This window comes from Leptodesmis sp. (genome assembly GCF_052746595.1).
Genome location: NZ_JBRAGO010000012.1, coordinates 21,375 through 37,691 on the forward strand (window position 1 = coordinate 21,375; position 16,317 = coordinate 37,691).

A 16,317-nucleotide genomic window follows, 5' to 3' on the forward strand; every position below is an offset into this window, starting at 1 on the left:
TTTCCGATCAGAGAAACTACAATTCTGGACTTGGACAAGGTTTAGATCCTCCTTTGCCGTGATTTCTGGCAAAGCTACGCCATTTTAGACTGGACGGAAGGGGGCGATCGCTCTAATTCCGGCTTCACCTTGTAACGAAGTCTATACAATCAAGAAATGGAATTTTACAGAACCACTGGTAAGCCTTATGACCTGGGTTGATTTCCCAAACCTGCTACTCCTGCATTCACCAACCTACCTGCTACCTTTGCTGGCAACGGCCAACCAACCTGCTAATGAAGCCGCGAATGGGCCATTAATCCTGGCTGGCGTGTTGCTCAGTCTGGTCATGATTTACCTGGCCAGTAAGTTGGGAGGAGAACTCTGTGCCCGAATTGACCTGCCGCCTGTGCTGGGAGAACTGGTCGGTGGTGTTCTGATTGGCGTTTCGGCCTTAGACCTGCTCGTCTTTCCCGAAGGTGGTGAGGATGGCAGCGGCTCTTTGTTAATGCACTTGCTGCAAACCACATCCACCCTGACTCCTGAATCTCTGACATCCGTCTTCACGGCTCAGAGTGAGGTCATTTCTGTACTGGCGGAACTGGGTGTAGTGATCTTACTGTTCGAGATTGGCCTGGAATCGAATCTGAAAGAGTTAATCCGGGTTGGCCCCCAGGCGATGGTTGTAGCGGTGGTAGGAGTCATCACACCCTTTGTGTTAGGAACGGGAGGTCTCCTCTGGTTCTTTCATACACCCGTAGTGCCTGCAATTTTTGCTGGAGCGGCCCTCACGGCGACCAGTATTGGTATTACGGCAAAAGTGCTAGCTGAAATTCAAAAGCTAACCTCTGGTGAAGGCCAGATTATTATCGGAGCCGCTGTTCTGGATGATGTGTTGGGCATTATCGTGCTCGCGGTAGTGGCCAGTCTAGCTCGTGAGGGACAGGTGCAAGTCGGCAATGTGATTTACCTGATCGTGAGTGCAGGCGTGTTTCTGGTGGGATCGATCTGGTTAGGTCGGTTGTTGAATCCCTTGCTGATGTCTCTAATGGAGCGGTTGCAAACCCGGGGCAAGGTTTTGATTCCAGCCCTGACGATCGCGTTTTTGCTAGCTTATATTGCTGATGTAATTCAGTTAGAAGCTATTTTGGGAGCCTTTGCCGCTGGACTGATTCTGGCAGAAACGGACAAGCGAGAAGATTTGATCAAACAGGTGGTACCGATCGCCGATATTCTGGTGCCAGTCTTCTTCATTGTCGTGGGTGCTCGCACAGATGTGAGTGTCTTAAATCCTTTTGTGCGAGAAAACCGGGAAGGGCTGATTATAGCTTCTTTCCTGATTCTAGTGGCGATCGTCGGTAAGGTGGTAACGGGTCTGACTGTATTCGGCAAACCGGGGATTAACCGATTGGCGATCGGTGTAGGGATGATTCCCAGAGGTGAGGTGGGCTTAGTGTTTGCTGCCGTAGGATCTGCCAGTGGAGTGCTGTCTAAACCTCTGGAAGCTGCGATTATTGTGATGGTGATTCTCACAACATTCCTGGCTCCCCCCTTTCTCCGGATTGTGTTTACCGAGCAAGGTGATGTTGCAGAAAAACCTGCTGCTTCCATTGGCGATAATTCAGATTGACCTTACCTGTTATGACGATCGCGGTTTCCCTTCAAAACGTATACAAAACCTTTACTAAAGCCCCAGTGGTCAATAATCTATCGTTTGACATCAAAGCGGGAGAGATTTTCGGCTTACTGGGGCCAAATGGAGCCGGAAAATCCACCACAATTCGGATGCTCACTACCCTGACTCGACCGTCTCAAGGACAGATTCTAGTTGCCGGGTACGATGTAGTTCGCAGTCCCCAACAGGTGAAGCGGCGAATTGGCGTAGTGCTACAACAACTGAGTGTGGACAGCGACCTGACCGTCTGGGAAAATATGGAATTTCATGGTCGCCTGCACCACATCCCCAATCCTCAGCGCCAACAGGAAATCGATCGCTGGTTGGATTATGTGGAACTGAGCGATCGTCGCAATGATGCCGCTAAAACTCTGTCTGGCGGCATGAAACGTCGCCTGCAAATTGCCAGAGCTTTACTTCATCGTCCGGAGATCCTGTTTCTCGATGAACCCACCGTGGGCCTGGATCCCCAAACTCGTCGCCGTCTCTGGGAAATCATTCGCGATCTGAACACGCAGGGCATGACTATCCTGCTCACCACCCATTACATGGACGAGGTTGAGTATCTCTGTGGCGGTTTTGGCAGTGGTGAACCCGGACGCATCGGCATCATGGATAATGGGCAGTTAATTGAACTCGGCACCCTGCAACAGTTGCGTCAAAAACATGGAGAAGGCCTGGTGATCAAGCAATTGGGTGATCCCCAAGGGGTTAGTGGAGCTGCGCCCTGGGAATACCAGTTTTTCCCCACCCTGGAAGCCGCCAACGCCTACCTGAACCAGCAGCCCGATAAAACCGGCCAGATGGTCAGACCATCTAATTTAGAAGATATTTTTGTTGAGTTGACCGGGCGGAATTTAGATTGAAAATCAGTCATTAGCCATTGGCAATCGCTCATTGGTAGGGGACAACAGACAAGGGGCGAATGACAATTCAAAACTTTTAACTCTCGACTCTTCACTCTTCACTCTCAACGCTATCCATGCCTTCTCTTGCTTGCACGATTGAAGCGATTCTGTATCTGAAAGCCCAACCACTGACGGTTTCAGAACTGGCGGAGTATGCCAAGTGCGATCGGGCTGCCGTAGAAGAAGGGTTAATTGAATTGATGACTGATTACGCGCATCGAGACAGCGCTCTAGAAATTGTGGAAACATCCAATGGGTATGCCTTGCAGTTGCGGGAAACGTTTCACCACCTGATTCAGGAACTCCTGCCTGCCGATTTGGGAGTTGGTGCGCTGCGAACCCTGGCCGCGATCGCCCTGAAAGGCAAAATTGCCCAAACTGATCTGGTGGAAATCCGGGGATCAAACGCCTATCAGCATGTTCAGGAATTGGTAGAGCTAGGCTTCGTCCGCAAACGCCGCCAGTCTGATGGCCGCTCCTACTGGCTCCAGGTTACCGATAAATTTCACCAATACTTTCAAATTCATCAAGATCAGGCGATAGAACTCAACCAGTATCTCGAACCGAAAGCATAAAGAATCAAGATTCCGAGTTCCTTCTAGAGACGTTCCGCCAAAGTGTCTCTACCAATCCCTGCTCTCCGATCCTCAAAAATCTCGACAAACTACTTAGGCAACCCTAAGACGAAAGTGTCACAATAGGCTAAGTACCCTATTAGATTGCCAATGATCTTTAACTCTGACAGTACAAACTTTCTCAACTCTGAACCGGAGGTAGGAGAGACCAACCCCCTACTCAAGTACCTTCAGCTGCAGTCGCCGGAGGTTCTGGCCCAGGTTGCGAAATCTGTAAGTCCGAATGTAAAGCAGATAATTTCCCACAACGTGCAAGGATTGGTAGGCATGCTGCCCTCCGAAGCATTCAACGTCAAGATCACCACCGATCGGGAAAATTTAGCTGGGTTACTGGTATCCGCCATGATGACGGGCTACTTCTTGCGCCAGATGGAACAGCGGATGGAGATGGAGAATCTCCTGACTGGATCCCTTTCTCTCCAAAATGAACTAGATGACGAGTAAGCCATTACCATAACTGGAGTTGAGCAAACTGGTTGAAATGCTGGCGGCAGAGGCCAGTGGTCACCAGTAAGGTGGTTATTAAGGTGGCACAGGCTAGCATAAAGATAATAATGGCCTGGTAAGTAGCAGCAATGAGCGGATTCACACCGCTCAACAATTGTCCAGTCATGATGCCGGGTAAGGTGACAAGGCCAACGACCATCATGGTATTGATGGTGGGGATCAGTCCTGCTTTGATGGCCTCTCGACGATACTGAGCTACGGCTTGTTGGGGAGTCGCTCCTAGGCTTAAGTGAGTTTCAATTTCAAGCTGACTAGAATTTAATGTACTAACCAGCCGTTCTCCTGCGATCGCTGCCCCATTCATCGCATTTCCCAGCACAATTCCAGCCAGGGGAATCAAATACTGAGGGTCATACCAGGTTGGGGGCTGCAATACCAACAGGTTGGTATACAGCAGTGTCAGGGCGGTAGCCGTTAGAATAGAGCCGCCCACCAGAGGAATCAGACGGGGAATTTTTTGACTAATGCGGTTGCGGGCCACGATCGTCGCCACCACCAGCATCACCCCCACCACCAGTAGGACTAGCAGTGGATTTTTAAACTCAAACACGATCGCCAGCACGTACCCCACAACGGAGAGTTGCAGCACTGTTCGTCCCATTGCCAGAGCCAGCCTCCCTTCCAGCCCCAGCTTTTGCCAGACTGAAAGCGCAATCGCGATCGCCATTAGCCCCAAGGCCCAAATTAATTGCAAAGGTGAGTTCATCGAATTTTGGATTTTGGATTTGCGATTTTGGATTGATGTTGTCTTTTCCAGGCATAATCAGGTTCTAGTAGTAATCATTACTTACGGTGTGTGTGAGTGAACAGAATTCCTCCTTTTGACCTGTCTGAACAGTACAAGCTAATTGGCGCAGAGATGAATGCAGCAGCGCTAGAGGTCTTGGCTTCTGGGCGTTACATTGGTGGTTCCTGGGTGGCAGATTTTGAAAGTCAATTTGCTGAATACATTGGCACTTCGGAATGCATTGCCTGTAATTCTGGTACCGATGCCCTTTACCTGGCCTTAAGAGCACTGGGAATTGGATCCGGAGATGAGGTGATTACCACCCCATTTACCTTTGTTGCCACCGCAGAAGTCATCAGCGCCGTCGGAGCAACCCCTGTCTTCGTAGATATTGATCTAGCTACGTTTAACCTTGATCTGGATCAGATAGAAGCCGCGATTACAGGACACACGCGGGCGATCATTCCTGTACATTTGTTTGGTCTACCCATGAACATGACGCGGCTGATGGCGATCGCTCAGACCTATAACCTGTTGATTGTTGAGGACTGTGCCCAATCTACGGGAGCCGAGTGGGAAGGTCAAAAAGTCGGTAGCATTGGTCATATTGGCTGTTTCAGCTTCTATCCCACCAAAAATTTGGGGGCTTGTGGAGATGGGGGAGCAATCACGACGAACGACCCGGCGATCGCAGAGCGGTTACGTCGTCTGCGAGATCACGGTCGGCAGGGGGCTTACTATTACGAAGAACTAGGGGTTAACAGCCGATTGGATGCGGTGCAGGCAGCAATTCTACAAATCAAGCTGCGCCACCTGGATCAATGGAACCAACAACGACGGGACGTGGCCGATCGCTATCAGCATCTCCTCAGCCCCATTCCGAACATTACACGACCTCAAGAGATGGCTGGCAGCAAAAGTGTCTGGAATCAGTACACAATTCGAGTGACGGGCGAGAGTGATGCTGGAGCGGCTAGAGACAGAGTGCGATCGCAGCTTCAGGAGAAAGGCGTGGCCTCAATGGTTTACTATCCCCTACCGCTACACCTACAACCTGCTTACCGGGAACTGGGCTACCAGCCAGGACAACTGCCCCTGGCTGAGCAAGCCTCCCAACAGGTGTTATCGCTGCCCATGTTCCCTGAAATAACCCTGGAACAGCAAGAACAGGTCGCTTATAGTCTCAAGGATTGTTTGGTTTGAAAAAGCATTAAGTAGGCCAAAGCAAAACATTGAAAAACTTAATATTTCTTTAACCTTTGTGGATCTTGAACAGATCGACGAAATCCCCTCGCTGAGCCTATCCTGTTTTTGCTGTACGTTTACTAACACAGCCCAGGACAAAATGGGTGTGCGAAAAGTTTGTAGTTTTCTATACTATAGTTAATGAAACGATATTAACCATCTGTAATGTCAAGCAGATGGGAATTGTATCAGTCTGATTGTTTTAAACCTTATCCAAGTCAGAGCCATATCTCCATATCTTTTCTTTTATGGGTATGTTTTAGGTTTCTAGCTGAACTTGGTTTGAGCTTTAGAGGGTTTGTCGAGCGATTCCGCACAGCCCGTTTTGCCGCTTAAGCGTTGAGTTGCTCCCAACCTTCACGGTTTGTTCATTTCCTTTATTCGAGAGGTTAATGAAACGGTGGGACAGCACCCCCTTGAACGGTTAAGACGGTATGACGCTTGTGCGATCGCCCAATATTATCGCCTCCGCCCCTGGCTAACAATCTGGCGAACTCTACGAATTGTCTTCTCCTTCCTGAGTTTCTTCTTAGGCCTGCAGTTTGACAGGCTACAAAATCTGGAGGAGCAAAACAAATTAAAACGAGCCGACCAACTTCGCAGAACGCTAATCAGTCTGGGGCCAACCTTCATCAAAGTTGGACAGGCGCTATCTACTCGACCCGATCTGGTCAGGAAAGATTTTCTGGAAGAACTGACCAAGTTGCAGGATCAGCTTCCACCGTTTCCTAACCACATTGCCTTTAGCATTATTGAGCGGGAATTAAACCGCCCCCTGGAGGAGAGTTACCGTCAGATCTCGCTAGAACCTGTGGCGGCGGCCAGTTTAGGTCAGGTCTATCGGGCCAGATTGTTTAGTGGCGAGGAAGTGGCGGTTAAAGTACAACGGCCTAACCTGATGCCCGTCCTGACCCTGGATCTGTATCTGATGCGTTGGGCTGCAAGCTGGATGTCGCCCTGGCTACCCCTGAACCTGGGTCATGACCTGACGCTGATTGTGGATGAATTTGGCAACAAACTATTTGAGGAAGTGGATTACCTGAATGAGGGGCGAAACGCTGAAAAGTTTGCTACCAACTTCCGGGGCGATCCACGGGTGAAAGTACCTGCCATCTACTGGCGCTACAGCAGTCAGCGAGTCTTAACCCTGGAGTGGATCCACGGCTTCAAGCTAACGGATACCGAACGAATTCGGGAGGCGGGTCTGGCGAAGGATGACCTGATTGAAATTGGGGTCACTGCAGGTTTACAGCAATTGCTGGAACATGGCTTTTTCCACGCCGACCCGCACCCTGGCAACCTGTTTGCTATGGCTCCCCAATGTCCTGTCGATAGTAAAGTGCCGACTGAGCCACTGCGTGCTCAAATGGCTTATATCGACTTTGGCATGATGGATCAGTTGGATGAAACCACCAAAGAGAACTTGGTAGATGCCGTTGTTCACTTGATTAACCGGGATTACGATGATCTGGCTAAGGATTTCGTTAAACTGGGCTTTTTGACCTCGGATGTAGATATTCAGCCGATTATTCCAGCCCTGGAAGAAGTATTTTCTTCAGCGATCGGGGAAAGTGTGCGAGATTTCAACTTTAAGACGATCACCGATCGCTTCTCGGAGTTGATGTACGACTATCCATTCCGGGTTCCAGCCAAGTTTGCCCTGATCATTCGTTCCCTGGTGACGCAAGAAGGAATTGCCCTCACCATTAATCCCAATTTCAGGATTGTGGAGGTGGCCCTACCCTACGTGGCGAAACGGTTGCTAACAGGAGAATCTCCGGAGATTCGTCGCCGACTGCTGGAAGTTTTGTTCAAGGGGGGCCGATTCCAGTGGCATCGATTAGAAAACCTGATTGCCGTAGCTCGCACAAAAGGTAACTTTGACCTGCTGCCCTCAGCCCAATTAGGACTGCAATATTTACTATCCGACGAAGGCAAGTACTTAAGACAGCAACTGGTGATCGCGCTGACAGAGGACGATCGCCTGCATACTGAAGAAGTTCAACGTCTCTGGAACTTAATTAAGGACGAACTGCAACCGGCCCGCCTGTTTAATGCTGCATTAGCTGCGCTGGTCGAGTTTACACCGCTAGCTGGTACTGCCATCATTCCAGGAAGTCGTCGATCTTAGCCAGGATCCTACATCTGTTTTAATAGCTGGTTCAAAGTAACTTGCATCTGCGATCGCAAGTCTCCGGCCAGCCGATGTAATACAGATTGTCTAATTTGGGTTTTTTCTAAATTGGCATGGTTCCAGGGTTGCCAGAGCGGCTGCACATAGTACCTCAATTGGGTACGGACAGCCCAAACTCCCATTGAAGGAAACAGCACAAAAATTGGGATTAAGGGAGAAAAAGGAAACATTGGCATCTTGAAACAGCGTGCCAACCAATTAACATTGCTTGTAAACGGATGCAGCCATTCACTGCCGACACAAACAACAGGCACGATAGGCACTTGATGACGAACGCTTAACTGCACAAAACTAGAATCAAAGCTGGCGAACTCATGGCGTTGGTGCCAACCCTTAGCCAGTCCTCGCCAGCCTTCAGGAGCATAGAGGAGAGCAAATTCCTGGTTTTGACGATGGGGAGAACTAGAGTAATCTAAAGCCATTTCAAAGCTTTCTCGTTCTGCCCGGATACCTCCCAAGACTTGTGCCCATCCTTTGGGTAGCCACCACTTCAACCAGGGATGATCAAAAAATAAGGGATGAGCCAAGGGCTGTACAAACCAGTTCCGATGTTCTCCCAGTAAAAAAGCAAGACTCACAAAATCCCAGGGAAAGCACATCCCGGCGTGATTCATGGCAATAATGACGGGGCCACTGGGGGGCAAATTCTCAACCTGACATAATGTGCCCCGAAAGTAATGGTGCACGATCGGCCTGATGATCTCCTGGCGAAAGGCTGCTTGATAGATTGGATCTGGTGACAGGTCCTGATCAGTGCGATCAGGTTGCCGCAAGACTTTCCGTACCAGCCAGAGTCGGAGCCAGCGTAGCAGAAGGGCCACGTAAAACCCCCCTGGAATCAGAAACAGCAAGTACTCTAAGCTATTCCATCTATCCGGATCAGGTTTGTAATGTTGCCAATGGCGGTTAAACAAAATCAACCAGGCTGGAGGGTACCAGAGGCAGAACCAGTCAAACCAGCCAAATTGATAGCTAAATGCAGGGACTTTTTCACGAGCAGTAGAAATTTGCACAGATCGGCGCAACTCTAGCCAGCTAATGATTCTTGAGTGCCCCCATCCTGTCCAGTGGCGGGTAGCTCCAGACAGTACCCCGCACCATAGACCGTTTTGATGTATCGAGGATGACGGGGATCCGGTTCCAGTTTTGTTCTTAAATGACGAACATGTACCCGAATTGTTTCGATATCGTCATTGGGATCGTATCCCCAAACCTCTTTGAGAATTTCGCTGGGGGAAACGGTTTGCCCATGTCGTTGCAGGAGACAGTGCAGCAGTTCAAACTCCAGGTGAGTCAGCTTGACAGTCTTATCAAACCAGATGGCTTCAAACCGCTCTGGCACCAGGGTCAGAGGCCCATAGTTGAGGATTTCGCTATGCTTGGCGGCCTGAGGAATGCGATCGGTACGGCGTAGCAACGCCCGCACCCGAGCCAGCATTTCCTCCACCTCAAACGGTTTAGTCAGGTAATCATCTGCTCCGGCATTAAACCCATCTACTTTATCCTGAGTTTGCCCCAAAGCAGTTAACATCAAGACTGGAATGTCGGCGGTGCGATCGTCTCGCCGGAGACGCTGGCAAACGGTAAACCCATCTACCTTAGGCAGCATCAGATCTAACATAATCAGATCTGGTTGCAATTGCAGAGCCATAGCCTGTCCCTTGACGCCATCCGGTGCCTGACTGACATCATAACCAGCCATTTCTAAATTCACAGCGACCAGTTCGGAGATTGCGGGGTCATCATCGATGACAAGTATCCGAGGCATCATTAAAAAAGGTAGTGTTTTACTGCAGTTTACTAAGAAAAGCTAGGAATTACGAATATCCTTGTAAGGATTATAGGCAAGAAACCGAAACGTAACTAATCAAGTTAGTTTTGTCATATTTCTTAGGAAAGATTTGTCTGATTTTGCACAAATATGTCTTCCCCTGCAATCTCTTTGTTAAAGACTGTGAAGCTTGAGCCTTCATAGGGGCCAAGGAACCTCTCCCCATTGAAATCAATCAGGTGATTAGAATGTCGGTATGATCAGGTTTCTGTTTCGCAATAAATTTTTTACTGAAGTGGCATAGTTGCGGCAACCTTCTTCCCAGTGCTGCGAGCCATAGGATTGCAGCAGGAACAATGCCTGTTCGTGAAGTTGATAACACCACTGGGGACTGTTGATTGGCCGATCGGGCTGATCCGGATTCTTAACTACAATTCCCATTTGCACAAACTGGTGCATAGTCTGCCGCCGAACGGTTTCGCGGGTATTCGGTGCGTACTGCTTACCATAATGCTCCCGAAACCAATCCATCATTTCTGTAATTCGACGTTTTGGTACGGTGGCCTGATCCCAGGGTGTGCCAGGTCGAATGTCTGCCAATGCCAGTAAACACAGGGCGGAACATTCATTCTGTTGCTCTCTGGGCGCGGCGATCGCTTTCAGAATCGCGATCGCCTCCTGAATTCGGTGACTGGCCTGCACTGCGTTGATTGCTTCACTCATAATTGACAGAGTTTCATGAACAGCCTGATCCAGTTGCTCTTGGCTTAAGCTAGCCTGACCAACTCGACGACCTAACCGAATTAAGTCATTTTTACTGGGATATTTCACTCTTCGTAAATCGGTGGCATTTACCTGGGTATGTCCACTGAATTGACGGAAGCAAATATCAAATAACGTTGAATTGAGAAATGCGGCCAGCCCATAAGCCAGGTCAGGATCCAGGTCTTTCCCTTGAGCATGGTAGTAGTTCAAATGATTTTCTATGCCTAAGGCTGGCACATCTAAAGGAGAATATACAGCGGCTACGATGCGGCGTTTCTCTTCTTTCGCTGAAAATCTTTTAGTTAAAACATACCAGTTCGATGGAACTAACCATTTACTCGTTTCTGAGTTGCGTTCGATCGCGATCGGCTTGCGAGGCTGACGGGGTGGAAATCCAATTTCTCCTGCTTGCAGGGACTCTGGATAAAGCAAAGGAACGCTTCGTTCATCTAACTGGGTTCTCAATGAGGATTTAAGCCGAAAATCAACGACGGGGCCAGTTGAAACTTCCAGACCCATTTCCCCCAGCGTTGCCGGAAATTGATCCATTTGTACTCGTACAGCCGCGTCTAGGAGGTTCGTTGAGATATGCATAAAAGCTTCAGCATCCTCCGCTGCAACGACCACCCCATAGGGAACGTAGCTTAATTCTGAACAATCATGTAACTCCATCCCACAGTGGCTGGTGATCTCTATCTGGTCAGGTCGATCGCTCGTTTTGATAGCCTGGAAAATAATATTTTCTTGCAATACCCCATCTTCAGCAAAAGCGACTGAACGGCTCTCAAAAATGTGAATTTTTTGCAGAGCCATGCTTGCAAGAAAAGCTTTACGAAACGGACGAAAATAAGCTCCATTACAAAAACTTCGGGGGGTGATAGCAACTAATTCTCCACCTTCGGCAAGCTGTAACATGGCCAGCCAAACGAATGCACTATACAGGTTAACGGTTTCAATTCCGAGCTTTGCAAGAATTTTCTTTTCAATGGATTGGCTATGGATTTTTTTATAAGGCGGATTCAGAATCGCGTGGGTAAAGTTTGTCGATGACTGGACTAAAAGTGGCAGATTCATCTCAGCCAAAGCTGCGATAAAGCTCTTTTCGTACAGGCAATAACTGGCCTGAATGCCTTTACTTTCCAAAGCTGCACAGCATTCCATCAGACATTGTTGAAGAGCAGGCAGAAAGGCTGGTTCAACTTCATAGGCTGTGATGCAGCAGCTTTTCACGCGATCGCAGTTAGCCAAGACTCGCTCCACAAAAGCCGCCGTTAATGCTCCAACTCCGGCTCCTGGATCTAGCAGGTGGATATGGCCTGTTAAGTTACTAAATTGTGCTGCCATCAACCGAGCTAGCGGAGCAGGAGTCAAAAACTGGCCCAGGACGCTACGCTGCTTGAGATGCACGTCTGAAGAGAAATGCATCCTGGTAATGTCGGCAGAATCGGTGAGAAAGGTCATCATGCAGTCAATTTAAGATCAGATAGGAAGACATATCACGGACTTGCCTCGTCCTACGCCTGGCAAAGTCAGTCCCATTAGGCTATTGCACGCTCATTTTAGTAATGTTCTTTATTTTTTTCTGGTTAACTACCCTGCTGTTATTGTTGGCTCTGGGAGTAGGACTGGTGTACGCCAGTCGGTTTCGGGCCGCTGCGATCGCCGCTCCCCAACTCCCTTCCCCTTGCAGGCCAGTAAAGCCGTTGCTGCAGACTGTGACTGTGATCATTCCGGCTTACAACGAGGCGAGTAATATTCGGGACTGTGTGAGCGCGGTATTAGATAGTACCCCAGCACCCGCTGAGCAGCTTCAGGTTTGGGTAGTGGATGATCAATCGACAGATGACACCCTGGCGATCGCCCAAGCCCTCCAAGCTGAACAGCGTGATCCCCGATTACAAATCCTCAAGGGGCAACCCCGGCCTGGAGATCAGCGCTGGATAGGGAAAAACTGGGCCTGCGCTCAGGCGGCTGAAAAAGCAACAGGAGACTTTTTGCTATTTCTGGATGCAGATGTTCGCTTGCAGCCAGGAGCGATCGAGACTGCGATCGCGGTGATGGAAGCAGAAGCCATTGATCTGCTGACGTGCTGGCCGGCGATCATCTGTGGCTGTTTTACCGAATGGTTAGCTCAACCCATAATTGCCAGCCTCCTGGTCACTTCCATGCCCTTTGAGCAGGTCAATGATCCCAAATCTGACACCATTTTTGCTGTTGGCCCCTTCATGCTGTTTCGTCGCTCGGCCTACGATCGCATTGGTGGCCATCGGGCTGTGGCTGATCGGGTCGTAGAGGATGTGGAACTGGGACGGCGGATTAAGGACTTTAGTTTAAAGCTGTACTATGCTTTGGGCCATAGATTAGCTTCCTTGCAGATGTATCCTACGGGAGCCGCTTTATGGGAAGGCTGGACGAAAAACTGGCATCTGGGATGTCAACGCAATAGCCGCCTGACTCTTTACTCGGCATTTATCATCTTCTGCGTGTTTGCGTTGCCCTGGTTAGGAGGGACGTTGCTATTGATCAAAGCGATCGTTGTTGGTCTGAATGGCGTAGATGGACTGGCGATGGGCCTGATCCTGGCCTGCTTCCTGAATCAGTACCGCCTTTGCCAGGATATTCAACGGGTTTCTGCCATCCCTTTACATTTCCCGTGGCCGATGGGAGTGGGAGGACTCCTGGTAGCAGCTATTTTTATTGCTTCCTTGATTAAAACGGAAACGGGTTGGGGATGGACCTGGCGGGGAAGAGTGCTGACGAGATAAAGACGTTCCGGGGAAACGGCTCTATTAGCGGCGATGGAAAGGAGAGGGGTAGGAGCGATCGCGGCGGTCAGTATCATCAAACCAGGCCGATCGTCGCGACCGACGGGTAGTTTCAAGTTGGGCAGACCAGCGGGAAATTGCGGTTTGGGCCTGATCGTAGAGCGCTCGTCCGGGAGCAATTTGATAGGCCAGATCCAGTGCGGCCCCCAGATCACCCTGATCAGCAAGAGTATTCGCCTGTTTCAGAATGGGCTGATCCTCCGCTGTTTGCAGAGTGACTGTCCAGGTTTGAATGGCCGCTTGAGCTTCTGGGTACAGTGCCCGGCCAGCAGCAATTTGTTGGGCTGATGCGATTGCGGCTGGCAGCTTGCCCTGTTTTGCCAGCGATCGCGCTTGCTCCAGCACTGGTCGATCTTCAATGGTTTGAATCTTTTGTTGCCAGGTGAAAATAGCCGCTTGAGCATCTGGGCGTAAGGCTCGTCCCAGCGAAATCTGGCTGGCCTGAGCGATCGCCGCCTGCAGATCTGGAATCGTTCCTGAAGCCGCCAGTTGTTGGGCCCTGTAGAGGTAAGGACGATCTTCTGCCCGTTCCATGGCCTGCCTCCATTCCGCAATCAGGGATTGGCCGTAAATGCGGTGAGGCCGATCGGGCGTAATAGTTTGAGCCATTTGCGTTGCCAGCATCAGGGTAGGAAGTTGCTGCACACTACTAACCGCTCGCGCCAGAGTTAGTTGGGTCATATCCTGTAACCGGGCTTCAAGCTGGGGTAGATAAGACTGTACCTGAGTGTGAAACGGGCTATTGGCTGGAATTTGGCGTATGGCTGCGAGTGTTGTCAGGACAGTCCATAGGTCAGCTTGAGTGGGAATTTGGGGTGGTGAATTGGTGGCTAAGGTACGAGCACGGGCAAACCAGAGCAGCTGATTCAGATCATTGGGGAGGGAGATATGGTCAGGAATCCCTTGAATTGCCGCGATCGCGGCCTCTACATCTCCCTGCTTCAGACGAGTTCTGGCTTTTTCTGCCAGCAACCAACTCCAGCGCTCGATCGAGTTTTGAATATCGATCCGACTGTATTGATTGGGGCAAATTTGCATTGCCATCCGAATTGCTTCCCCGATCTTAGTGGCATCCTCTTCAATCCTGCCTTGCGGGTTTGCAGGATCAGGAGTGACCAGTTGCCGCACTTGCTCAAACTGTTGGTAAGCAATTTGTTCGGTAGCAATTTGCTCCTCCCATCGACTCACCTGGCGTTGTAAGTAATCGTTTTTCTGCGCAGGCAGTTGTTTCAACAGAGCTTCTGCCTTTGTCCAATCTCTACTCCAAAGCGCCACTCGCAAATCGGACTCGATCGCTTTCACCTGTTGCAAATTATTTTCCCAATCGGAAATATTTTTTTGGGCCTCTTTGTAAAGAGGATTATTGGCAGAAACCTGTTGGGCGAGTTCAATGGCCCCCTTTAAATCATTATTAGAGGCTTTCTGTGCCGCGATCGCCAAAAGAGCCTGAGTCCATTCCTGCTGCAGTTTGGCAACCTCCTGGTGCAGAGGATGGTCAGAAGGCCAGCCGTCCACTAGCCGCAGTCCTGCTAGAAGCTGATCGACCTTCTTCGACCGGGCGGCTTGCTCGGCGCAAAATAACTTGTCTTCATCTGGAGAGAACAGCCAGAGACGATCACAGCCAGTATTACCCGCTGGAGCAGCTAACCAACAAAAAGCGGAATACCCCGTTCCTCCACAGAAGGCAATCACACCGACCCAAAGCAGTGGGACACCCAGCCGCTTAGTTCCCTGAATTAATCGGGAACCAATGCGACTACGCATCACTGTTCTGCGAAAACCTGTTAAGGATAGTTGGGGATAAAATCGGTCGATTCCTCGGCTTGACATACTCTCAATGGTTGGGAGGAAGTGATAAGGATGCCCTGATGACTTGAGAAGCGTCCTGGCTAGAAGTGGCAAAGCTGCTGGCAACTCTGTCCAGGCTCTGGATTAAGCACAGATCATAAAGGTTGGTAAGCAGGCCAAACCATTGGCTTCTAGAGCGTTGCATCATTGTATAAGCTGAAATTTAGAATGGCACTTTTCTCACACAATTTCTGACAAATCCTTTAAGAGGGCGTTTGCAAAGTATCCAATGGTTAAAACCGCGGCTACACTAACAAAATCTGCTGATGCAGGCTCAATGAAATCATCAAGGTTTTCAGCAACCTGCGCCGGCAGGTTTTTTGCGTAGAGCCGCGACTTCAGTCGCCAAGGTAACTGAAACAAGCGATCGCGCGATCAACGGTATCAAAAAAAGCTTGACTTAACGAACGTGATAGAAGCGCTTTAATCAAAGATTACGCCACTTGCCAGGCGAAATGTACCGCGATCAAGCTGATTGAGGAGGGAGCGAATCATTTTTGCAGATGAAATGAAGCTGTGAAATTAAACCAAGTTCAGCCAGAGAACGGTTATTTTCCGATCAGAGAAGCTCTGATTCTGGACTTGGGCAAGGCTTAAATCCAGTGCAATTAAATGCATCGCCCGTGATCTGTTTGCGTACAATTTCAATAGGGTGCCTGAAAGCTGTACTGCGGTGATTTTCAGCTTTTTTACTTCTGTTCCTGTTTAACCCACTGACTTTTAATTATGAGTATCGTATAGCCTGCCCAAACGTATTTGAACGTGATGGAAGTGCTGGTTGCTGAAGAAGTTGATAAACAACAAAAGCAACTACCGCGCAAAATTGCCCACTACGTCAATAAATCTGAAGCGATCGCCTACGCCCTAAATTGATTACCACCTCTCTATGCTACCAGCCAGAAAGGGTTACAACAACAGCGTTTACGGGCGATGAAGGAAATGCAACCCCAAATTGCTCTGACGGTCCGTCAAGCACTAGCCGCCATTCAGCGCGATCCGTTGCGAAGTTCCCCACCGCTGAGACTGGAAGTCGATCGGGGGCCACAGGATGCCCTGAGAGGATTGAAGGAACTGCTGGGGTCAGAGGATCTGTCCTAGGCTAATCTAGTCGATGAAGTTGAGCACACTCTGATCCGCACGGCTCGTGGCGAGATTACCTGGCACAAGCGGGGTACGTCTCTGGCAGAAAGTCACGAATGGCAGGATAGCCGTTATATGCTGTAGGAATGACAAAGCAG

The 16,317-nt window shown here is 49.7% G+C and carries 12 protein-coding genes and 1 pseudogene; 8 read left to right on the plus strand and 5 right to left on the minus strand.

Translation table 11 applies throughout. The features are described 5' to 3' along the window. Nucleotides 1-187: 187 nt before the first annotated feature. The 4 genes from ACUVQO_RS04300 to ACUVQO_RS04315 all read left to right on the plus strand — a co-directional run bounded on the left by ACUVQO_RS04300 (nt 188) and on the right by ACUVQO_RS04315 (nt 3,641). Nucleotides 188-1,609, plus strand: a complete 1,422-nt coding sequence (locus tag ACUVQO_RS04300) for a cation:proton antiporter (protein WP_445924659.1) — start codon at nt 188-190, stop codon at nt 1,607-1,609. Continuing rightward, nucleotides 1,606-2,520 (plus strand): ABC transporter ATP-binding protein, encoded by a 915-nt coding sequence (locus tag ACUVQO_RS04305; protein ID WP_445924660.1) that lies wholly within the window; start codon nt 1,606-1,608, stop codon nt 2,518-2,520. Before ACUVQO_RS04300 ends, ACUVQO_RS04305 begins: the two co-directional genes overlap by 4 nt. A gap of 116 nt (nt 2,521-2,636) precedes the next feature. Then, nucleotides 2,637-3,137 (plus strand): SMC-Scp complex subunit ScpB, encoded by a 501-nt coding sequence (gene scpB, locus ACUVQO_RS04310; RefSeq protein ID WP_445924661.1) that lies wholly within the window; start codon nt 2,637-2,639, stop codon nt 3,135-3,137. Between the two features lie 150 nt (nt 3,138-3,287). Next, nucleotides 3,288-3,641: a DUF760 domain-containing protein gene (locus ACUVQO_RS04315; RefSeq protein WP_445924662.1), complete on the plus strand. Its 354-nt coding sequence runs from the start codon at nt 3,288-3,290 to the stop codon at nt 3,639-3,641. 4 nt (nt 3,642-3,645) lie between these two features. On the opposite strand, the gene ACUVQO_RS04320 is transcribed toward ACUVQO_RS04315, so the two are convergent. After that, nucleotides 3,646-4,398: an ABC transporter permease gene (locus ACUVQO_RS04320; protein WP_445924663.1), complete on the minus strand. Its 753-nt coding sequence runs from the start codon at nt 4,396-4,398 to the stop codon at nt 3,646-3,648. A gap of 108 nt (nt 4,399-4,506) precedes the next feature. On the opposite strand from ACUVQO_RS04320, the gene ACUVQO_RS04325 reads away from it, so the two are divergent. Together ACUVQO_RS04325 and ACUVQO_RS04330 are read left to right on the plus strand one after the other, a co-directional pair. Next, entirely contained in the window at nt 4,507-5,634 is a 1,128-nt protein-coding gene (locus tag ACUVQO_RS04325) for a DegT/DnrJ/EryC1/StrS family aminotransferase (protein WP_445924664.1), read from the plus strand. Between the two features lie 442 nt (nt 5,635-6,076). Next, entirely contained in the window at nt 6,077-7,807 is a 1,731-nt protein-coding gene (locus ACUVQO_RS04330) for an ABC1 kinase family protein (protein ID WP_445924665.1), read from the plus strand. Nucleotides 7,808-7,815: 8 nt separating this feature from the next. Here ACUVQO_RS04330 and ACUVQO_RS04335 read toward each other — a convergent pair whose 3' ends face one another. From ACUVQO_RS04335 to ACUVQO_RS04345, 3 genes are all read right to left on the minus strand, one after another. Further along, complete coding sequence (locus ACUVQO_RS04335; protein ID WP_445924666.1) at nt 7,816-8,883, minus strand: 1-acyl-sn-glycerol-3-phosphate acyltransferase; 1,068 nt, start codon at nt 8,881-8,883, stop codon at nt 7,816-7,818. Between the two features lie 14 nt (nt 8,884-8,897). After that, entirely contained in the window at nt 8,898-9,638 is a 741-nt protein-coding gene (locus ACUVQO_RS04340; RefSeq protein ID WP_445924667.1) for a response regulator transcription factor, read from the minus strand. 246 nt (nt 9,639-9,884) lie between these two features. Continuing rightward, nucleotides 9,885-11,870, minus strand: a complete 1,986-nt coding sequence (locus ACUVQO_RS04345) for an Eco57I restriction-modification methylase domain-containing protein (RefSeq protein ID WP_445924668.1) — start codon at nt 11,868-11,870, stop codon at nt 9,885-9,887. A 101-nt stretch (nt 11,871-11,971) separates the two neighbouring features. Here ACUVQO_RS04345 and ACUVQO_RS04350 point away from each other — a divergent pair, with 101 nt between their 5' ends. Continuing rightward, nucleotides 11,972-13,171 (plus strand): glycosyltransferase, encoded by a 1,200-nt coding sequence (locus ACUVQO_RS04350; RefSeq protein WP_445924669.1) that lies wholly within the window; start codon nt 11,972-11,974, stop codon nt 13,169-13,171. A gap of 24 nt (nt 13,172-13,195) precedes the next feature. On the opposite strand, the gene ACUVQO_RS04355 is transcribed toward ACUVQO_RS04350, so the two are convergent. Next, on the minus strand, nt 13,196-14,995 hold the full coding sequence (locus tag ACUVQO_RS04355) for a hypothetical protein (RefSeq protein ID WP_445924670.1): 1,800 nt from the start codon (nt 14,993-14,995) through the stop codon (nt 13,196-13,198). A gap of 969 nt (nt 14,996-15,964) precedes the next feature. On the opposite strand from ACUVQO_RS04355, the pseudogene ACUVQO_RS04360 reads away from it, so the two are divergent. Continuing rightward, a pseudogene (locus ACUVQO_RS04360) lies at nt 15,965-16,177 on the plus strand (late competence development ComFB family protein); the annotation flags it as partial. Nucleotides 16,178-16,317: the final 140 nt, after the last annotated feature.